The 21,354-nt window shown below is 44.6% G+C and carries 16 protein-coding genes; 8 read left to right on the top strand and 8 right to left on the bottom strand.

Going from position 1 to position 21,354, the window contains the following annotated elements; translation table 11 throughout:
• The first annotated feature begins 1 nt into the window (after position 1).
• The 3 genes from BC643_RS05640 (at position 2) to BC643_RS05630 (ending at position 5,830) form a co-directional block, all read left to right on the top strand.
• Entirely contained in the window at positions 2-1,144 is a 1,143-nt protein-coding gene (locus BC643_RS05640; protein ID WP_120272168.1) for an acyltransferase family protein, read from the top strand.
• Positions 1,145-1,244: 100 nt separating this feature from the next.
• A complete protein-coding gene (locus BC643_RS05635) occupies positions 1,245-4,235 on the top strand; it encodes a glycosyl hydrolase 115 family protein (RefSeq protein WP_120272167.1) in 2,991 nt (996 codons plus the stop codon).
• A gap of 182 nt (positions 4,236-4,417) precedes the next feature.
• Positions 4,418-5,830, top strand: coding sequence for a family 43 glycosylhydrolase (locus BC643_RS05630; RefSeq protein WP_120272166.1), 1,413 nt, complete (start codon positions 4,418-4,420; stop codon positions 5,828-5,830).
• Positions 5,831-6,370: 540 nt separating this feature from the next.
• On the opposite strand, the gene floA is transcribed toward BC643_RS05630, so the two are convergent.
• The 4 genes from floA to BC643_RS05610 are packed head-to-tail and all read right to left on the bottom strand — an operon-like array spanning position 6,371 to position 9,463.
• A complete protein-coding gene (gene floA / locus BC643_RS05625) occupies positions 6,371-7,360 on the bottom strand; it encodes a flotillin-like protein FloA (protein ID WP_120272165.1) in 990 nt (329 codons plus the stop codon).
• Between the two features lie 5 nt (positions 7,361-7,365).
• Positions 7,366-7,833 (bottom strand): NfeD family protein, encoded by a 468-nt coding sequence (locus tag BC643_RS05620; RefSeq protein ID WP_120272164.1) that lies wholly within the window; start codon positions 7,831-7,833, stop codon positions 7,366-7,368.
• A 12-nt stretch (positions 7,834-7,845) separates the two neighbouring features.
• The gene (locus BC643_RS05615) at positions 7,846-8,127 is read right to left on the bottom strand and encodes an ATP-dependent Clp protease adaptor ClpS (protein ID WP_120272163.1); all 282 of its coding nucleotides are present in this window, start codon (positions 8,125-8,127) and stop codon (positions 7,846-7,848) included.
• Positions 8,117-9,463, bottom strand: coding sequence for an SPOR domain-containing protein (locus BC643_RS05610; RefSeq protein WP_120272162.1), 1,347 nt, complete (start codon positions 9,461-9,463; stop codon positions 8,117-8,119). Before BC643_RS05610 ends, BC643_RS05615 begins: the two co-directional genes overlap by 11 nt.
• A 275-nt stretch (positions 9,464-9,738) precedes the next feature.
• Here BC643_RS05610 and bcp point away from each other — a divergent pair, with 275 nt between their 5' ends.
• The 5 genes from bcp (at position 9,739) to thrC (ending at position 16,822) form a co-directional block, all read left to right on the top strand.
• The gene (bcp, locus tag BC643_RS05605) at positions 9,739-10,206 is read left to right on the top strand and encodes a thioredoxin-dependent thiol peroxidase (protein WP_120272161.1); all 468 of its coding nucleotides are present in this window, start codon (positions 9,739-9,741) and stop codon (positions 10,204-10,206) included.
• A gap of 3 nt (positions 10,207-10,209) precedes the next feature.
• Positions 10,210-11,238 (top strand): recombinase RecA, encoded by a 1,029-nt coding sequence (gene recA, locus BC643_RS05600; RefSeq protein ID WP_120272160.1) that lies wholly within the window; start codon positions 10,210-10,212, stop codon positions 11,236-11,238.
• A 382-nt stretch (positions 11,239-11,620) separates the two neighbouring features.
• On the top strand, positions 11,621-14,059 hold the full coding sequence (gene thrA / locus BC643_RS05595; RefSeq protein WP_245994866.1) for a bifunctional aspartate kinase/homoserine dehydrogenase I: 2,439 nt from the start codon (positions 11,621-11,623) through the stop codon (positions 14,057-14,059).
• 129 nt (positions 14,060-14,188) lie between these two features.
• The gene (locus tag BC643_RS05590; RefSeq protein ID WP_120272158.1) at positions 14,189-15,397 is read left to right on the top strand and encodes a cofactor-independent phosphoglycerate mutase; all 1,209 of its coding nucleotides are present in this window, start codon (positions 14,189-14,191) and stop codon (positions 15,395-15,397) included.
• Positions 15,398-15,514: 117 nt separating this feature from the next.
• Positions 15,515-16,822: a threonine synthase gene (thrC, locus tag BC643_RS05585; protein ID WP_120272157.1), complete on the top strand. Its 1,308-nt coding sequence runs from the start codon at positions 15,515-15,517 to the stop codon at positions 16,820-16,822.
• 275 nt (positions 16,823-17,097) lie between these two features.
• On the opposite strand, the gene BC643_RS05580 is transcribed toward thrC, so the two are convergent.
• From BC643_RS05580 to rfbA, 4 genes are all read right to left on the bottom strand, one after another.
• A complete protein-coding gene (locus tag BC643_RS05580) occupies positions 17,098-18,489 on the bottom strand; it encodes a capsule assembly Wzi family protein (protein WP_120272156.1) in 1,392 nt (463 codons plus the stop codon).
• A gap of 240 nt (positions 18,490-18,729) precedes the next feature.
• The gene (locus BC643_RS05575; RefSeq protein ID WP_120272155.1) at positions 18,730-19,452 is read right to left on the bottom strand and encodes an MraY family glycosyltransferase; all 723 of its coding nucleotides are present in this window, start codon (positions 19,450-19,452) and stop codon (positions 18,730-18,732) included.
• 231 nt (positions 19,453-19,683) lie between these two features.
• Positions 19,684-20,274 carry a dTDP-4-dehydrorhamnose 3,5-epimerase gene (rfbC, locus tag BC643_RS05570; protein WP_120272154.1) on the bottom strand — a complete coding sequence of 197 codons (591 nt, stop codon included), beginning with the start codon at positions 20,272-20,274 and terminating at the stop codon, positions 19,684-19,686.
• 199 nt (positions 20,275-20,473) lie between these two features.
• Positions 20,474-21,346 (bottom strand): glucose-1-phosphate thymidylyltransferase RfbA, encoded by an 873-nt coding sequence (rfbA, locus tag BC643_RS05565; protein ID WP_120274162.1) that lies wholly within the window; start codon positions 21,344-21,346, stop codon positions 20,474-20,476.
• Positions 21,347-21,354: the final 8 nt, after the last annotated feature.

Raw genomic sequence — 21,354 nt, 5'->3', positions numbered from 1 at the left:
AATGGAAGATGCAGCCAAATATTCCGCGGGGCGTTTTCTGTCGCTCGATGTTTTTCGGGGGCTCACCATTGTATTGATGATCTTGGTGAACACACCCGGAACCGGCGCCAGCAATTATGCTTTTCTCATCCACACAAAATGGCTCGGCTTTACACTGGCCGACCTGGTGTTCCCGTCCTTTTTATTTGCCGTAGGAAACGCGATGAGCTTTTCGATGAAAAAGATGAAAAGCATGTCGACAGGCGAGGTTTGGACGAAGATCATCAAACGAACAGTCATTATTTTCCTGTTAGGCTACCTGATGTATTGGTTCCCGTTTTTCAAGTTCGGCACTGATGGATCGTTCCTTTGGAAACCGATTGCTGAAACCCGGATTATGGGCGTATTGCAGCGGATCGCCCTCTGTTATTTCTTCGCATCCATCATTGTTTTATACTTGTCGGAGCGAGCAGCGATTACTATTTCGGCAGTAATCTTATTAGCTTACTGGGGGATTTTGTACGCATTCGGCGAACCCGGGGCTTGGTTGGACATGGCGACCAATGCTGGCAGTCGCTTCGACCTGTCAATCCTGGGAATCGGGCATATTTATAAAAAAGATGCCATTCCCTTCGACCCGGAAGGTGTGCTGAGTACGCTACCGTCAATTGTCAACGTACTGTGGGGTTACTTGGCTGGTGTTTTCATCCAGAAAAAAGGAAAGTCGTTTGAGGGACTCGCGATGCTGTTGATGACTGGCTTCCTCATGTGCTCGCTGGCACTTTGGTGGGATTTGGTTTTCCCAATCTCTAAGAAGCTGTGGACAAGTTCCTTTGTATTGTATACCGTCGGATTGGATCTTTCGATTATGGCGGTGCTGATTTATTGGATTGAAATGAAGAGCATTCGGGTTGGAGTCAATTTTTTTGACGTCTTTGGCAAAAATCCACTCTTCATATACCTCTTTTCAGAACTGTTTTATGTGGTTCTGCGGATGATCCCGGTTATCCGGAATCTGGATGCATTTGAGTGGGTGAGCGAGGCCGTTTTTCAACGCGCCTTTCCCGGATCTTTTGGTTCGCTGGTAACCGCTATTGCCTACGTTTTGCTCTGTTGGGCGCTTGGCTGGTGGCTGAACAGAAGAAAGATCTACATCAAAATCTAGTTTTTAAAACCATTTCGGGAGAATCCATTTCGGTCACGATGAAAGTTTGTGTATTTTCAGGCTTTTCAATTACTCTACAATTACCAAGAAACTATTCAACATGAAAACAACATTTTTAAGTTCCCTTTTTCTAATTGGTTGCCTGTTTACACAATTGCAGGTAAATGCCCAGAAGAAGGGGGAGATGAATACCTTTCCAATTTCACAAAACAAAAGCGCTACACCCATTTTGATCTCGGCCGATGAGGCGAAAGTCGTTTCAATAGCTGCTGAATTGTACGCAGGCGATGTGAAGAATATCACGGATCAACAACCCCAGATCATTCATAAACTTCCGGAGGCTGCTTCGGAGCTGATCATTGCCGGGACGATTGGCAAAAACGCGCTCATCGATCAGTTGATTGCTGATAAAAAAATAGATGTTTCCGCCATCGATGGCAAATGGGAAAGCTGGTCACAACAAGTGCTCACGAAACCATTCCCCGGCGTCAAAAAAGCCTTGATCATTGTCGGGAGCGATCGTCGGGCAACGGCCTATGGGATATTGGAGTTGTCGCATAAGATGGGCGTCTCCGCCTGGGAATGGTGGGCCGATGTTCAACCCGCCAAACGGAAGGAAATAAGCCTCGATATCGAAACAAAAACCTACGGATCGCCTTCGGTGAAATACCGTGGTTTATTTTTAAATGACGAAGATTGGGGGCTTCAACCCTGGGCTGCTAAAACTTTTGAACCGGAAACCGGCGACATTGGCCCGAAAACCTACGCCAAAATCTTCGAACTGATGCTGCGTCTTCGCGCAAACACCGTTTGGCCAGCCATGCATGGTTGTACCAAAGCTTTCTACACCATTGAAGGCAATGCGCAAACCGCCAACGATTATGCGATTGTAGTAGGAACTTCGCATTGTGAGCCGATGCTTTGTAATATAAATGCCGAGTGGGATCATAACTCCATGGGTGAGTGGCGCTATGACAACAATGCTGAGACGATTCGAGATTTGTTTGAGGCCCGTACCAAAGCAACGTCAAACTTCGAAAGTATTTATACCATTGGCATGCGTGGTGAGCACGATTCGCCCATGAATGCCAAGGATCTGACCAAGGAAGATCAGATTAAACTACTGGAAAAGGTGATCGCCGATCAGCGTGCAATTATGCAAAAGGAAACCGGAAAGGAGCCGGAATCGCTGCCGCAAGCTTTTATCCCGTACAAAGAAGTACTCGATTATTATCAGAATGGCTTGAAGGTTCCGGAGGATGTGACGCTAATGTGGACCGATGACAATTACGGGTACATCCGTCAGTTGAGCACACCTGAAGAACAAAAGCGTCCGGGCGGCGGTGGAATTTATTACCACGCCTCGTACTGGGGACGCCCGCACGACTACCTGTGGCTGAGCTCGACCAACCCGATGCTGATCTGGGAAGAGATGTTTAAAGCATACCAGTTCAACTGTCACGATATGTGGATTTTGAACTGTGGAGATATTAAACCCTTGGAATACAACATTGAGTTGTTTATGGATATGGCCTGGGATATTGATAGGTTTGCCGGGACAATGGATGTTCAATTACACATGGAAGACTGGTTGAGTTTCTTGTTTGGAGCTGAGAAGGCGCCTGAGATGACGAAACTGATGATGGATTACTATCACTTGTGTTTTATGCGTCGTCCGGAGTTTATGGCCTGGAGCCAAACCGAACCAACCACAAAGCCGGGAGCAACCGAGTTGAATCAGATATTGTACAGCGACGAGTTAACGATGCGGCTGGATGCTTGGGAAGCTCTCTCCTCGCAGGTTGAAAAGCTAAAGGCTGAAATTCCGATGGGCATGCAGGACGCTTTTTATGAACTGGTATATTATCCGGTAACAGGCGCTTCGCTGATGAATCAAAAATGGCTGTATCATTACAAAAATGAATTGGCTGCACGTCAGGGAAGAGCCAGTGCCAAAGAGTTTGCTGACCGGTCGAAAGCTGCTTATGAGCAGATTAAAAGTGAAACCGATTACTTCAACAATAGACTTCAAAACGGCAAGTGGAAACAAATGATGAGCATGTCGCCCCGTAACTTGCCGGTATTCTCGAAACCTTCATATGCGCTACCGGCAACGGATGGAGAGGCCGGCCTTGGGCTAGCCTTGGAAGGTTATGAAATGGAGGCTAACAAGCAAATCGAAAACAACTATGCCGATGTGCTGCCGGTATTGAACGCCTACCTGAAGGATTCGGCTTTTGTGGATGTGTTTCTGAAAGGGGAAGGAGAGGTCGCGTGGAAAGCTGAACCGAAGCAAGACTGGATCCGTCTATCTGCAGATCATGGAAAATTGACTGCAGCGGACGGAGAGCAGGAGCAACGTTTGTGGGTAAGCATTGACTGGAACCTGGTGCCGCAAGGTGAAAATACGATAGAGCCACCGCTTGGTCACGATTACCAATTGATACCACCTGCCTATAAAGTGAATGGAGCGATTGAATTCAGTTCAAAGGATACAACAATAACGATCGGTGTTTCAGCCTACAATCCGAAGTTCAAGGAATTGGAAGATTTTGAAGGTTTTGTTGAGGGCAATGGCTATGTGTCGATCAATGCTGAAAATGCCTCATCGCGAACAGTCGGTGAAGGAGCAGAATGGGAACTGTTTGGTGGTTTAGGATACAGCGGTAGTGTTGTAGTGGCTTTGCCATTTAATGCTAAACCCGTAACAAATCCGGCCGAAATCAAAGCGCAAAGCCCGATGTTGGCGTATGATTTTTATACGTTCAATGCCGGAGAAACAGATGTTCGTATTCAGGCTGTTCCGACTCATCCGTTTTATGAGGGAGCAAGTGTGCGTTGCGCTGTGGCAATTGACGATGCAGAGCCCGTGATTATCGATTTCAAAACCGTTGGTCGCAGCAGCGAGTGGAAACAGAATGTGCTGAAAAATGCCGCCGTGAAATCAACAAAACAAACAATTAAAGAGCCTGGAAAACATCAATTGAAAGTTTGGATGGTTGATCCGGGTGTGATGCTGGATCAGATCTTAATCGATTTGGGAGGTTGGAAAGGCAGTTATGCTTTCCCGGCTGAAACCCGAAAAAAGTAATTGGAATAGTGAATTGCAAATATTCATAAAACGCAGCATGGCATAGTCATGCTGCGTTTTTAATGAGCGAAGCTGGTTGATTAAATAATTTGGCAGAGCTTATTGCTGGATTACGGATTGGCTATGATTTATCGGTGATTCGTTATCTTAGCGGTTCTACTCAAAAAAACTGTAAATAAACCATGAAGAGAATTTTCTTAGTACTGTTTTGGCTAGTGGCGGCAGAGCTTGTTTCCGCTCAGCAAATCGATTTCAACCCGTTTATTCCGGACAACCTGGCCGATCCGACAATCGTTCAGTTTGGCGATACGTTTTACTGTTATGCCACCAGTGATGTCGGAGATATTGAAACCGACCTGGCTTTTTCAGGAAATCCGGTCGTGTGGAAATCGAAAGACTTTGTGAACTGGAGCTTCGAAGGGATTTGCTTCCCCGGAATCGACTGGCACGAGCACAAATACTGGGCACCGGGGCGCGTGTTGGAGCGCGATGGAAAATATTACCTCTTTGTAACTGTTGATCATGTGACCCAATTGGCGGTTGCCGATTCGCCAGAAGGACCTTTCAAATTTATTAATGGCCCAGAAAACTATACGGGAGAAGAAAAACCTTCGATGGTGATTGATGATATCGACGGTTGTCCGTTTATCGACGACGACGGGCAGGGCTATATTTTCTGGCGCCGTAAAAAGGCCTCGAAACTCAGTGTCGACTGGACCAAGCTGGAAGGGGAGACGATCGACATTCCTACGCAATGGAACGGTTATTCGGAAGGTCCTTTCATGATTAAGCGAAAAGGAATTTACTATTATTTCTATACCATGGGCGGTTATGCCGATTACCAGAATGGTTATTTGATGAGCAAAGAATCGCCGCTCGGGCCATTTGTGACTCCTGAGAATGATGTGATCATTTCTTCGGATTTGGAGAAACAGATTTGGGGGCCTGGCCATGGTTTTGCGTTTTCACCGAAAGGAACTGACGATTGGTATTTCGTTTATCTCGAATACGGAATTGGAGGTACCTCGCGCCAGGTGTACTGCAACAAGATGGAGTTTAACGACGACGGCACGTTAAAGCCAATCCAATTGGATCGAAAAGGTGTTGGCGCTTTGGCCAAGGTGAAGACGGAGAAGCCAATGGACTTATCGAAGGCGGTAGCGACCGCTTCGTCGACTAAAACGCCGATGGAAGTTGAGGCGCGTAAATGGGGCGACCCGAAACAATTGAAATATAACTTGCCGGTGGAGCCGGTATACCGCCATCACGAGTTTAATCCGCAAGATGCTATCGATAATTCGAATTACACCCGCTGGTGGGCTCGTCCGGATGATACCGAGAAATGGTGGCAGTTGGATTTGGGGAAAGTCGAAAAGCTGGATCACCTGGATCTTTTCTTTGTCCACCCAACTTTGGGACATGCGTTTATTTGCGAAAAGTCGGTTGACGGCGAGAACTGGGAAAGCGTGAAAGAGCAAAAAGAACTTGCCATTCGTTCGCCGCACAAGGTTGAAAAAATTGGCAAAGCCCGGTATTTACGGGTAAAGATTTTGGAGGGTCAAGCCGGAATCTGGGAAGCCAAGCTGTATCAATAGAAAAGTAATATTTACCAAATAAAAATGAGGTCGCGAGTTTTCGTGGCCTTTTTTTATGTCAATGTTTTTGAATACCAGCGTGCGAGTTTTGACTGTAAAGTGATTGAAAGGCTGAAAAATAAATAGAAGTGCTTTTTGCTAAGTTCAAGGGGCAGTAACAATTGAGATCATGCTTATGCCAGCAGGGTGATAGTCGTGTTTTTTGGTGTTTTGAACTTTGGTGTTTCCGTTGGAATTTAGAACCTGAATTTTGGAGCTTTCTTCAGTTTAGAGCAAAAAAAAAGAGTAGATCTCTATCTACCCTTTTCAAACCTAACTAAACCAATAAAACTAATCAAACCTAAACTTATGAAATAAAATCTACGACAAAGATATGCTGAAAAACACAAACAACTGTTAACCCAATGTTAAAAAATGTGCTGCGCAGCATATTTGTTGTTTTTCTTTTCTCGTAAAAAAGCCCTATCTGAGAAAAGACAGGGCTTCAGTTTATTTACAATCAGTTTATTAAGCTTGAAAAGAGAACTTTTCACCGGGAAATTACTCTTTCGATTTACCTCGATTCTGATTTTGATCTTCTCCGGCGATTGACGAGCGCATTTGCGTATCAGCGTCAATATTTTTGTATTTCATATAATCCATAATTCCGAGATTGCCGCTTCTGAAAGCTTCCGAGATAGCCAGCGGGATTTGCGCTTCAGCTTCGATTACTTTCGCTCGGGCTTCCTGTGCTTTTGCACGCATTTCCTGTTCCAAAGCTACGGCCATCGCGCGACGTTCTTCTGCTTTCGCCTGGGCGATGTTTTTATCCGCATCAGCCTGGTCGATTTGCAGACCGGCACCGATGTTTTTACCGATGTCGATGTCGGCGATATCGATGGACAGAATTTCGAAAGCTGTACCGGCGTCCAAACCTTTATTCAACACCAATTTGGAGATTGAATCCGGGTTCTCCAATACGGATTTGTGCGTATGCGACGAACCGATTGACGATACAATACCTTCACCAACACGGGCAAGAATGGTTTCTTCTCCGGCACCACCAACCAATTGCTTGATGTTGGCACGAACGGTAACACGGGCTTTGGCAATAAGCTGAATACCATCTTTAGCAACGGCAGCTACCGGGGGAGTATCGATGACTTTCGGGTTTACCGACATTTGTACTGCTTCAAACACATCGCGTCCGGCCAGGTCTATGGCAGTTGCCATATTGAAGCCAAGATCGATATTTGCTTTTTCGGCAGAAACGAGCGCGTGAACAACCATGTCCACTTTACCACCGGCCAGGTAGTGTGCTTCCAGTTTATCTCGGTCCAGCTTGATACCGGCCTTTGTTCCTTCAATTAGTGCGCGCACAATAATTGATGGCGGAACTTTACGGAAACGCATCAAAAAGAGTTGAATCAATGAGATTCGAACGCCTGAAACAAGCGCAGAGAACCACAGTCCAACAGGGATAAAATATAAGATGATAATTACGAGGACAAAAACTCCTACAATGAGACCAAAAGTTCCAAAATATTCCATTTTGATTAATTTATAGGTTCTACAATAACTTGCGTTTTCAAGACTTCGACCACGCGGATGGCTACTTGCTGATCAATGAATCCTGTGATTGCTTTGCCTTCCATGGTGTGATTGTTGATTCGCACTTTGCCGGTTGGAGCAAGGCGGCCAACGGTAATACCTTCATCTCCCGGGTGAATGTCGTTCTCATCAATCTGGTCAACACGACCTGAAATTTCAGATTCCAAAACCATTTTCTTGCCGGTTCTGCTCCGGAAGAAACGGAGCACAAGCAGGGGAGAGGCGATTAGTACGAATGCTGCAGTAATGATGCCGGCAATAATTCCATAGGTATTAAAAGCAAGATAGATACTTGCTCCAAGCAGAAGAACTCCTCCAATACCAGCGATCGTGATTCCGGGTACAACTGCAAACTCGAGTAAAAGTAAGACGATACCCAGGAAGATGAGGAACAGGATGATTAGTACGGTCATATTCGAATAAGGTTAATCGATCGTAGCCTTCAGATCTTTGGCGATCAGGGCTTGCTTCATTGGTCTAAGGTAACTAAAACTTCCTTTCTTGACGTCACATTTGCCTTTATAGTGCGTTAATAATGTGCATTGCACGGCTTGTTCCTGTTCGTGTTCGCAAATAAGCATCAGGGCTTCAATTACATAGTCGAAGGAGTGGTAGTCGTCGTTGTGCAGAATCAGGGAACGTTCCTGCTTGGTGTCGAGATCCTCCTCTTGTATCGGTTTGTTTTTATAATTTTCGTTAGAGTCCATTTTGCTGCAATTTTCTGGCTTCGGTTACGGGAATGCGTTCGTTGTTTTTATAGGCTGCTATGGTAGCAGTGCTTACACCTTCTAATTTAATTTGTTTTAGCATTTGTTGTGCATCTTCATAGCTTTTTAATTCGCCAACGGTGTAAACCGTAACACCTTGTTCATCTGTATATTGATCGATACGCCTCAAAACCGACAACTTTTTAAACAGACGCTGAACCCAATCGGGTGGATCATTGCGGTAAGCCCCGATTTGGATCCGGTAAATAATCTCATCCACAGGCTCGATTTCCGCCTGAAGGGTATCAATAGCGATCGAGTCGTTTGCTTCTACGACAATGATTTCGGCTTGTTGCATCGCCTCGATTTGCGCTTCACGCCTCGCTGATTCGATGCTGTCCTGCAGTTGCTGGTTCGTTGCTCTGAATTGGGCAATTTCATTCATACTTGCTGAGCTCCAGTAACTGGCCTCTCGCAAATTGGCACTTTGGTCTTTCTGTGCAATTTCCTGGTTCAGTTTATAGCTGTCTTGTTCCAGCTGCAGAATTGAATCAGCCAGTTGCATTTTAACAAGGTCGTCTGCAGCTTCATAACGTTCGCGAAGTTCCTTGCTTGTTTTTAGCTTTTCATTCAGTTCCTGCTCCAACGCACGAGCATCCAGGAAATCCTGACGCGCTTCATCCGTTTTAAATTGGCTGACCTTTAAATAGCTTATTTGAGCGTTTACCGGGAACGAGATCAGGGTATCAGCATACGCCGCTTCTTCATTTTGTAGTTCTGGCTCAACGAAAGCGACTTCTGTAGAAACGGCGGCAGGCATTGCAGTAGGCTCCTCAATGATTTGGGTTGTATCTGCGGGGCTTTCTTCGTCAGCCACTTTATACGGGTTGATTTGCTGAGCACACAGCGCCATCATTTCATCCAATGACGAAACAGTGTTCAATTCTTTGGAAGAAGCATTGCCTTTGAATTGCTGGTAAGCTGTCATCGCTTCCGCCCACTGGTCATTTGCATGATAATATTGAGCCAGGTACCAATCCGATTTTTGCTGGCTACCCGCTAGCTTCAATGCATTGAGCGCCGATGCATCGAAATGACCGGTTTCAATTAAACAGGCCCCGTAGTAATAATTCAGATTTGGATCCGAAGGATACAAGCGGGTCAGGTCTTCGAAAACCGGGAGCGCTTCTTCATACTTTCTACTCTCAAAAAGTTGTTTTGCTTTGGTTTCCGGATCGGATTGTGCATTGACACCTCCGTTGTAAAGGAAACTTGTGCAGATGAATAGGTAAAAAAACAGACGTGAGAAAAGTGGTTTTTTGATTTTTGATTGCATAAATCGAGTTTGTTTACCGCCCTTAAAAGTACAAAAAATGTTCCATGAAACAGGGATGAACCGGGCAATCCTGCCGTATTTAATTTTTGTTTGATGTTTCTCTTTTTCATACAACCAATTGGGCTGCGAGTTGTTTGATCAGGTAGTTCGAATACATTTTATGAGGAGTAAAAATGAAACAATTTGACTGCCAGTTAATTCTGATTTATTGTTCGTTAAACTCCTGCATTTCGGATTTATTCAAGTATATTTGTGTAATTAAACAATAAAGAGTTATGGCTTTATTAAACAAAGGAGATCAGGCTCCTGATTTCAGTGGATTGAATCAAAACGGTGAAACAATTTCTTTAAAAGATTTCAAAGGGAAGAGGTTAATTTTATACTTTTATCCCAAGGACAGCACACCTGGTTGTACTGCTGAATCGTGTAATTTGAGCGACAACTACGAATACTGGTTGAAACAAGGCTATGAGGTGGTTGGTGTAAGTCCGGATGGCGTTTCTTCGCACAAAAAATTTGCTGATAAATACAGTTTGACATTCAACCTGATTGCAGACACCGAGCAAGAGATTCTGAAGGCTTACGGTGCCTGGGGTGAGAAAAATATGTACGGCAAGAAATACATGGGCGTTTTGCGTACCACTTATGTGATAGATGAAAACGGAGTTATCAGCGAAGTTTTCGAAAAAGTAAAAACGAAAGAGCATACAGATCAAATAATCAAAGCTTTAGATTTAAAGTAAGCTATGGCAAAAGAAGAACAAAATAATGTGAATAAGGAAAAGCTGAAAGCCCTTCAGCTGACCATGGATAAAATTGAAAAAAGTTACGGTAAAGGCGCCATCATGAAAATGGGCGATAGAGTTGCCGAAGAGGTTCCTTCTATCTCAACAGGTTCTATCGGGCTTGACATTGCGTTGGGCGTTGGTGGTTTTCCGAAAGGCCGTATTATTGAAATTTACGGACCTGAATCGTCTGGTAAAACAACCTTGGCTATTCATGCCATTGCTGAAGCTCAAAAGGCAGGAGGTATTGCTGCGATCATTGATGCAGAGCACGCCTTCGACCCATATTATGCCAAAAAATTGGGCGTGGATACTGACGAATTGCTGATTTCGCAGCCCGACAACGGAGAGCAGGCTTTGGAAATTGCAGACAACCTGATTCGTTCGGGTGCAGTGGATATCGTTGTGATTGACTCTGTAGCTGCTTTGACTCCGAAAGCGGAGATTGAAGGCGATATGGGTGACTCGAAAATGGGTTTGCAGGCACGTTTGATGTCGCAGGCGTTGCGTAAACTGACTGCCAACATTAACAAAACAAAAACCTGCTGTATTTTCATCAACCAGTTGCGCGAGAAGATTGGTGTCATGTTCGGTAACCCCGAAACTACAACCGGTGGTAACGCGCTGAAGTTTTATGCTTCGGTTCGTTTGGATATCCGTCGTATCGGCCAGATTAAAGATGGCGAAGAAGTGATGGGTAACAACGTTCGTGTGAAAGTGGTGAAAAACAAAGTGGCACCTCCGTTCCGTAAAGCTGAATTTGATATCATGTATGGCGAAGGTATTTCCAAAACCGGTGAAATCATCGATTTGGGTGTAACCTACAATGTGATTAAAAAGAGCGGTTCGTGGTTTAGTTACGGAGAAACAAAATTGGGACAAGGGCGCGAGTCGGTTCGTACATTGTTGAAAGACAATGTCGAGTTGGCGCAAGAGCTCGAAGGTAAAATTGTTGAATCTGTAACCATGGGCACGACGACCGTGAGTTAACGATATTTCTGTGCAGTATAAAATCCGGAAGGCGTACTGCTTATCCGGATTTTTTTTGCGTGAAACTTTAGCCTTCAGGTTCATCGGTCAATCATTGCTTTTTCATTTTTTAAAAGGTTGAAAAATGGAATTTCAGTAAAAGAAAACCATTAAAAAAGAATCGCGAGTTTCTTTCAAATTGAAGTTAAACAATGGTTGCAAAGTTGAATTTTGGAGCTAATAATTAGAAAGTAATAATAAATAAGCATATTTTTGCCGCTTGTTGAAATACCTGATCATTGTCAGGTTTTGAGCTGAAGAAATTGGTATTCAAAAATGCTGCGAATGCGCGGGTAACAAACTTCAGAAAAGCGGCTATTTTTTGAATAAATCTTATTAATTGATGCCTAAAATGAAAGTGTTGAAATTTGGCGGTACTTCGGTGGGAAGTGCCGAGAATATCCGAAAGGTAAAGGAGATTGTAAAGAGTCAGAGCGACGATGCGGTCGTGGTGGTTTCTGCTTTAGGCGGAATCACGGACAAGATCTTGAATGCAGCCAAAATGGCGATCCTCGGAACGGATTATTTCAACACGGAACTCACGGCCATTCGCGAACGTCACGAGGCAGTTGTTGAGCAGCTCTTCGAAGGCGAACGCAAAGAAGAAGTGAAGGAACAAGTCAGCCAGCTGCTTGACGAGCTGGAACGTGTGATAATCGGAGTTTCCATGATCGGCGAGCTGACAGATAAAACCCTCGATAAAATCGGTGGATTTGGCGAGCGTCTTTCTTCTTACATCATCAGCGAATTTATTGAAGAAGCCAGTTGGATAGATTCTTCAAAACTTATAAAAACTGATAGCAACTACGGCAAAGCTCAGGTCAATTTCAGCCTGACAAATACATTGATAAAGGCTGCACTGGGCGAATTTAAAGGTGTTTGCATTGCCCCCGGTTTCGTCGCCAGTAATGCCGAAGGCGAGTACACAACGCTTGGGCGCGGTGGCTCGGATTACACGGCGGCTATCTACGCGGCAGCGCTGGACGTTTCGGTGCTGGAAATCTGGACCGATGTGGATGGCTTTATGACGGCAGATCCACGCGTGATCAGCAAAGCTTACGTGATTGAATCGTTGAGCTATGCCGAAGCAATGGAGTTGTCGCACTTTGGTGCCAAGGTAATTTATCCGCCGACAATATTGCCGGTTTACAAGAAAGGCATTCCGACTTATATTAAAAATACGATGAATCCGCAGGCTCCCGGGTCGTTGATTACCAGTAGCCAGGCAAATGGGAAGGATCATCCTATCAAGGGGATTTCGTCAATTTCCAACATCAGCCTGATCACTGTTCAGGGATTGGGGATGGTTGGTGTGACCGGTATTTCGATGCGTCTCTTTAGCGCGTTGGCTTTGCAAAACATCAACGTCATTCTGATTTCTCAGGCATCATCCGAGAACTCAATCTCGATTGCTGTTGATACTGCGAAAGCCGGGGTGGCCGAGCATGCCATTCGTGCTGAGTTCGAGCGTGAAATTCAGAACGGAAGAATCAATAAAGTTGAAGTTGAAAGCGACTTGTCTATCGTTGCGATCGTTGGCGAAAACATGAAACACTCGACCGGTATCGCCGGGAAACTGTTCAATACCATCGGTAAAAATGGTGTTAACATTATCGCCATTGCTCAGGGAGCATCCGAGTTGAATATTTCGTGGGTTGTGAAAAACAGCGATCTGCGCAAGACTTTGAACGTGGTACACGAGTCGTTCTTCCTGTCTGAAAATGTGGAAGTCAATGTCTTCTTGTTGGGAATTGGTTTGGTGGGTGGAAACCTGTTGAATCAAATTCAGCAACAACAGGAAAAACTGTTGAAGCAAAATCACCTGAAAATAAAATTAGTTGGTGTCGCCAACTCCCGGAAAATGCTGTTGGATCGCGAAGGTATCTCGATCGAAGGATTTAAGGAGCGACTGGATGCTGAAGGCTTGTCTTCCGGTTTGCCGGCTTACAAGGACGCCATCATCGATATGAATATTTACAACTCGGTTTTTGTAGACTGTACGGCTTCCAACGATTCTCCGATCGTTTATGCCGACTTACTGAATGCCAACGTGTCGATTGTAACGGCTAATAAAGTGGCTGCTTCGTCTGACTACGACAATTATAAAAAGCTGAAAAGCATCGCTCAGAAAAAAGGCGTGAAATTCCTTTTTGAAACGAATGTTGGTGCTGGTTTGCCAATCATCAATACCCTGAATGATTTGGTCAACTCGGGCGACAAAATTTTGAAAATTGAAGCTGTTCTCTCGGGAACATTGAACTTCATTTTCAACACGATTGCTGCAGATGTTCCGTTGAGCAAAACAATCCAGTTGGCGAAAGAGCAAGGATATTCGGAACCGGATCCTCGCATTGACCTGAGCGGTATTGACGTGGTCCGCAAGTTGTTGATCCTGGTTCGTGAGTCGGGTTATAAAATTGAAAAGGAGGATGTGAAGATCAATACCTTCATCCCGGATGAATACTTCAATGGATCGATCGACGATTTCTGGGCTAACATTTCCAAGGTCGATGCTGATTTTGAGAAGCGTCGCCAGGTATTGGAAGCCGAGAACAAGTGCTGGCGTTTTGTTGCCAAGTACGAAAATGGACATTCGGAAGTTGGTTTGCAGGAAGTCGCGCAAGGCCATCCGTTTTTCGATCTGCAGGGAAGTAACAACCTGGTGATGTTTACCAGCGAGCGTTACAACGAGTTCCCGATGATCATTAAAGGATATGGTGCCGGAGCTGCGGTTACTGCTGCTGGCGTATTTGCCGACATCATTCGGGTATCAAATATATAGGGGAGACGTGAGTCGTGAGTAACGAGAGGCGAGTGGAGAGAACTGAATATTTAGGCTTTCGGTTAAAACTCAGATCTCAGGACTCAAGACTATTTGGAGTTTGAAATTTAAATAATTGGGATTTTTACCATGAAATATATAATCGTTTTAGGAGACGGCATGGCTGATGAGCCATTGGAAAATTACGGAGGAAAAACACCGCTGCAAATGGCCGACATACCGGAAATCGACCGGTTGGCAAAGTTGGGAAGAACAGGTCTGTTGCAAACCGTTCCTGAAGGAATGCACCCGGGTAGCGAAATCGCGAACATGGCCGTTTTGGGCTACGATGTTCCGAAAGTGTTTGAAGGTCGCGGAACGCTGGAAGCAGCAAGCATGGGCGTTGTGTTGGAGCCCGGAGATTTGGCACTGCGTTGTAACCTGATTTGCCTGGCTGGAGAGAACATTAAAAACCACTCGGCAGGACACATTTCCAACGAAGAAGCGCACGAGTTGATCGACTTCCTGAATGAGAAGTTGGGAAGCGAGCGCGTGATTTTCCACAAAGGAGTTTCTTATCGTCACTTGTTGGTGATAAAAGGAGGGAAGAAGCAAATGGCTTGTACACCTCCGCACGATGTTCCGGGCAAACCCTGGAAGGACTATTTACCAAAAGCAAAAGAAGAAGGAGCCAAAGCGACTGCAGAATTGCTGAATGAGCTAATTCTGAAATCGATGGAAATTCTCCCGGAACATCCGGTTAACCAAAAGCGGAAAGCTGCCGGTAAGGATGTTGCCAATAGTATTTGGCCCTGGTCGCCCGGTTACAAACCGGAAATGCCGACATTAAAAGAAATGTATGGCGTTGAAAAATCAGCTGTGATTTCAGCAGTGGATTTGATCCAGGGAATTGGTGTTTACGCCGGTATGAAGGTCATTCACGTTGAAGGTGCAACAGGCTTGTACGATACCAACTACGAAGGAAAAGCACAGGCAACGATCGACGCGCTGAAAGAATGTGATTTGGTTTACCTGCACATTGAGGCCAGCGACGAAGCCGGTCATGAAGGTGATGTTGAATTGAAAACGAAAACCATTGAATATTTGGATCACCGGGTAGTGAAATACCTGGTTGAAGAAACAGCCAAGATGGACGAGCCGGTGGCAATTGCCGTCTTACCGGATCACCCGACACCTTGCGCGACAACCGTTCACACGAAAGATCCGGTTCCTTTCATCATTTACAAGCCCGGCAATGTGGCTGATGAAGTGGAAGCTTACGATGAGTTCACCGTGAAAAAAGGAAGCTATGGTTTGCTGCACGGACCTGAGTTCATGGAAGCGCTTTTGAAGGATTAGTGATTATTGATTAATTATTAATAAAACTCAGTTTGTAGTTTCGAGGTCTGAAGCAAAAGTTGACTCAAATGTCGCTGGAACGGACTTGAAACTTAAAACTTGAAACTTGAAACTAACATGCAATACTACAGTACCAATAAATCTGTTCCGAAGGTATCGCTGAAAGAAGCGGTAACTAAAGGATTGGCGGATGATAAAGGCCTTTTTATGCCGGAGCGTATCAACCCGCTTCCTGCATCTTTCTTTGAAAAGATCAATCAGTTGTCGTTTCAGGAAATCGCCTTCGAAGTGGCGAAAGCTTTCTTCGGAGAAGACATCCCCGAAGCAGATTTGAAAGAGCTGGTTTTCGACACCTTGCAGTTTGATTGCCCGGTTGTGCCGGTTCAGGACAACATCTACTCGCTGGAGCTTTTCCACGGGCCGACGCTGGCTTTTAAAGACGTAGGTGGCCGTTTTATGGCGCGTTTGCTGAGCTACTTTTTGAAAGGAAACAGCGAGCATGTGAATGTGTTGGTTGCGACATCAGGCGATACCGGAAGTGCCGTGGCGAACGGTTTCCTCGGCGTCGAAGGCATTCATGTTTATGTACTTTATCCGAAAGGTTTGGTGAGCGAAATCCAGGAAAAACAATTTACCACGCTGGGGCAGAATATTACGGCGATCGAAATTGCCGGAACATTCGACGATTGCCAGCGTTTGGTGAAAACGGCTTTCCTTGACGAAGAATTGAAAAGCAACTTGACCCTGACTTCCGCCAACTCCATCAACGTCGCTCGTTTCCTGCCACAAGCGTTTTATTATTTCAACGCTTACGCGAGATTGAAGGAGAAGGGCTTGCAGGATGAATTGGTGATCGCGGTGCCTAGCGGTAACTTTGGTAACTTGACAGCTGGTTTATTCGCTCAAAAAATGGGCTTGCCGGTGAAGCGTTTCATCGCTGCCAACAACGAAAACGATATTGTCTACAAATATTTGCAAACCGGCAAATACGAGCCTCGTGCGTCGGTAGCAACCATTGCCAACGCGATGGATGTCGGTGATCCGAGTAACTTTGCCCGTATTCTGGATCTATACGATCATTCACACGAAGTAATTTCGTCAGTGATGAAGGGATTCCGGTACAGCGACGACGAAATTCGTGAGGTTTTGTTTAATGTATTCACAGAAAAGCAATATTTGCTTGATCCGCATGGTGCCTGCGCTTATAAAGCGTTAGCAACAGATTTGGCGGAAGGTGAAGTTGGTGTCTTCCTGGAGACAGCACACCCCGCAAAATTCACAGAGACAGTTGAGTCGATTATTGGAAAAGGCAATGTTGCACTACCTGAGAAATTGGCGGAGTTTATGAAAGGTGAAAAGCTTTCTGTCCCGATGGACAAGGAGTTTGAAACGTTCAAAAAGTTCCTGCTGCAAGAAGCAAAATAAACGATCATTTGATCACGAGATATTAGACGTTAGATCGGAGGTTCGACAGCTTTGATCTAACGTCTTTTTGTTGAAAGTCTATCACGCAAAGACGCAAAGACGCAGAGGCGCGAAGTTATCTTTTGCATTGAGGGCATGATCGTTTTTTTCAAATTCGGGTTGCCCGGCTAGTGTACTATCTTTTTTCTACAGCCTTCAAGTACCTTTCGTTAGTTTTTGTTGATTCAACATCTGAAAAACTGGTGATCCGATGTCCGGTAATCTGAATATTTGTTCTAGAAATCTTTCTTTAAAGTTAGTCCAAGTCCGAGTTTTTTTCCGCTTAGATCTCCGTAATCAATTCCAGCCAAACCGGTGATCGTAAATTTTTGTTCCGGAATCAACCAGTTCAATTCACCCATTGTATACCATTGGTAGCGGTAGGGTTCAAGCCGGCGAGAATAGGTTCCAAAATTTCGTGTGTAGGTTATCAACGTTCTCCAACTTAGGTTGGCTAGAATGTACCCGTTAGCCCCAACATGCCAGGCAACCACCCGGTTATTGGCAAAGCCTTTTCCCGAACTCATCGGATAGATAATTGGTGTAAATAAAGGCGTTCCCATGCTGTAATCTTTGTACACGAAACCACTTTTATAAACACCATGGTTGAAGTAATTATCCAGTCCTCGCATGCGTTGGGATCTGGGGCCGGTTAATTGGTGTCGATCTCCACTTTGGTCCTTGGTGTACATAAATTCGAACAGAAGAGCATCAACAGGACGCCCTTTCTTTTTTCGGTTGATGAACAAGGTGATCAGGTTATCCCGCCAATTGTCGAATTCCATTCCGGAGTGATCTTCAAAGGGATGTGTCATGCGGAATTCAGCGTCCCAAGCTTTAAATGAATGTCTCAGGCTTAGTAAATAACTACCCAGCTGGTTTCCGGCAACGTTATCCCGGTCGGTCTGCAAAAACTGGCTGTCACCACTGCGACCAGTTAAATAACGAACATAGCTTTTAAAGTCGCTTGGGAGTTGCTCTCCATCGGGTTGTGTACCTCCCCAAAAAATGTAGCGGTTGACACCGGCTGTTACGGTTAACTTTTGTGAAGCTCGGTATCTGATGTACAGCTGGTCGTGATGAAGCATCGCGTTGCGGATATAGCGGTCGTTTTCAAGAAAACCTTCTTCGTAAGCGAATTTGAAAGAGAAATATTTCTTCCAAACAGGTGAGGGTATAAAGTCGTTGCTGGTCAGGCTAATCTTTGGAATTGGTCTGTAATTGACTGAACTCACAATATCACCGTTTGACGTCGATAGGTTGTCAAATTCAATGTCGTTGGCAAATGCCCCGATACGAAATATTGCAAGGCGATTGGATAGGCCGGCGTAGCCTTGAATAATCATAAAACGGCTTGAATAAGCATCGTATGAAACTGCGCAATCAACGCCAGTTACAACATTGAAATTCTGGTCGATTGGATAAATGCCGGAATAATCGACTTCTGTTTGAAATTGACTTCTGACTTGTTGCTCGTATTTCCCGAATTGGTTGTGTGTAAACCAGAACGGCACTTCACTTCCTTTTTTTCCTAATGTTGTCGCACTAACCGAAACTTCGCTGAGTTGCGAAAAAGCAGTCAATGAAAATAACGACAAGACAAAAAGGAACGGTAAGGTTCTTTTCATGGCTTTTTTTCTTCTCTACTCTCAATGATACACAGGGCAGTTCGAAGATCGCAATTATTTTACAAAATATTTACGATTGAACTGTTTTTTTTGAAAGCTTTTTTTGTCGATGGAGCGATGGAGCAGGTCTGAAGAATGGAGATTAAACGAAGCCGTCCTGAAACATAAATAAGAAGAAGGATGTGTATCTTTTGAACAAGATAAATCACATTACTTATTAATGTTGCCGCTTTTCTTTTATTAAAAAATCGGATTCAAAAACAAGACGTTTAGCCATAGTGTGGCCAGGATCAAAGCCGATATATAAATACCTGTATGTCCAATCAGGGGAAGCGGTTTTTGGCGGTATAGCGCATAACGGCTGTAGCTTAATATACCGGCAAGGCTGCCAGCCAAACTAAAAGCCAGAATTGCCCAATATTGAACATTAGCTGTTGTACCGAAGTAAAGGCCAAGCCCAATTGCATTCACTAATCCCAAAAGTAGAAAAAGGGTTTTTCTGGCTTTGGTTAGGCGATGAAAAGCGAACATAAAAACGACGATAAATCCTATTTGCAGAATAACATCCATCCATGTGGGGAGCATCGAAAATAGAGGCTGTGGACCTTCGTGAAAACGAACAACAACCAAAATTGCAGCAAGCATTTTTACGGCGAAACGGAAGTATCGGAAAGCCAGATTTGTATCCATCAGGAAGCCGCTGAAGAACAAAACGATAAGAGCTGCAAGTAAGTCGTGCATGCTAACGAAGCCTGTACGGTTGCTAATCAAGGCAATCGAAAGATTGATCCCGATAAACATGGAGACACCGCCCAAACTTAACAAGGGAATGCCTGGTAGTTTGTCTTCGGGCTCTGCAATAAAGTTTTTGGCAAGGGCTACTTTTGCGACCGATGGCTGAACAATATAAACAGCAATGAGCGGGATCAGGAAAGCAATGCTTGCAGCGATATATTCGGACATTAAATTTGTTTTGGCGCAAAAATAGAAAAACTATCCGGATGAAAGGCTCCTATGATCCGGATAGAAGTGATTTGATAATATCTTTATGGAAAGACGTTGAAGTGTTGATTCGTTAAATCGCTCTCAGCTCGTTGAATTCCTACGCAAAAGATTGAACCGTTTCAAATTCCAAGTTTTAAGTTCCAAGCCGAAAGCAGCAACCAGTTCAATAATTCAACACCTTTCAATAAATTACCCAATCTTTGGATAAACTTTTTCTTGTTTAAAATCGTCGTAGTTGAAATGTTTGATTGAGCTAAATACGGGTTGTTTCTGATCTTTGTCTGATAATCGAATTTCATCAGCTGGTACCAGCCAGTCGATTCCAAGTTCGGAATCATTCCACAATAAGCCGCCGTCGTATTCCGGAGCGTAGTAGTTATCACATTTGTAGGCGAAAACAGCAGTATCGCTTAATACCACAAAGCCGTGTGCAAATCCCTGTGGGACCCATAACTGCCGCTGGTTTTCAGCCGAAAGTCGAACGGCTGCGTGCTCACCGTAAGTTGGTGAACCAACCCGAATATCAACAGCTACGTCCAAAACTTCGCCTTCCATGCAACGTACCAGTTTTGATTGCGTGAAAGGAGGGCGTTGAAAATGTAAGCCCCGTAAAACACCATAGGACGATTTCGATTGGTTATCCTGCACAAAATGGATTTTACCGACTGCTTTTTGAAATACGTCTTGTCTGAATGACTCAAAAAAATAACCTCTCGAATCCCCGAAGACTTTTGGTTCGAAGATTAAGACATCGGGTATATTGGTTGGGATGATGTTCATTTTTTTCGTTTTAGTACGCTAATTAATTGTAGTTCGCGAGTGAAGCGAGTTATCACTCTCCATTATATATTCGTCATTGCGAGGAGTAACGACGAAGCAATATTTTCATCGAAGCTAAAAAGAGATTGCTTCACTACGTTCGCAATGGCATTTATTCGAAGAGGAATATTGCAGTAACGCTCTACCTCGTTCTATGTCTCTATTTCGCCAGCTTAATCAAATATTGACCGTAGTCGTTTTTCTTTAACGGTTCCGCCAGTTGGAGCAGTTGCTCTTTGTTGATGTAGCCCATTTTATAGGCAATTTCTTCGATGCAGGCAATTTTCAGGCCCTGGCGGCTTTCGACAGTTTCGATGAAGGTACTTGCATCCAGGAACGATTTATGAGTACCGGTGTCAAGCCAGGCATAACCACGGCCCATCAATTCTACTTTCAATCGTCCTTCAGACAGATAGTGTTGATTAACTGTCGTAATTTCGTATTCGCCACGAGGAGAAGGCTGGATTTCTGAAGCCACTTTAACCACGTCATTGGTATAGAAATACAAGCCAATTACCGCGTAATTCGAAGCCGGTTTGGCAGGCTTTTCTTCAATTGAAGTTACGTTGCCTTTTTCGTCGAAAGTGGCAACACCATAGCGTTCCGGATCGTTCACATAGTATCCGAATACTGTTGGTTTCTTCTCGACTTCCACATTTTTACGTGCTTCTTTGAGTAAGTCTGTAAACCCATGACCGTAGAAGATGTTATCTCCAAGAACCATGCAAACATCGTCATCACCGATGAATTCGGCTCCTAAGGTAAAGGCCTGAGCCAACCCATCAGGACTGGGTTGCACTTTGTAATTGAAGTTTAGTCCGAGTTCTTTGCCGCTTCCCAATAGCTTTTCGAAGTTGGGAAGATCTTCGGGAGTCGATATGATGAGTATATCGCGAATACCTGCTAACATTAAAACCGACAGCGGGTAATAGATCATCGGTTTATCGTAGATCGGCAATAACTGTTTCGAGATGCCTTTGGTGATCGGGTATAGGCGTGTGCCGGATCCGCCGGCTAGTATGATTCCTTTCATATGTTGGA

The organism is Mangrovibacterium diazotrophicum (genome assembly GCF_003610535.1).
In the GTDB taxonomy this organism is placed as follows: Bacteria; Bacteroidota; Bacteroidia; order Bacteroidales; family Prolixibacteraceae; genus Mangrovibacterium; species Mangrovibacterium diazotrophicum.
Note: the sequence above shows the minus strand (reverse complement) of the source record. Positions and strands in the feature narration are given on the sequence as shown.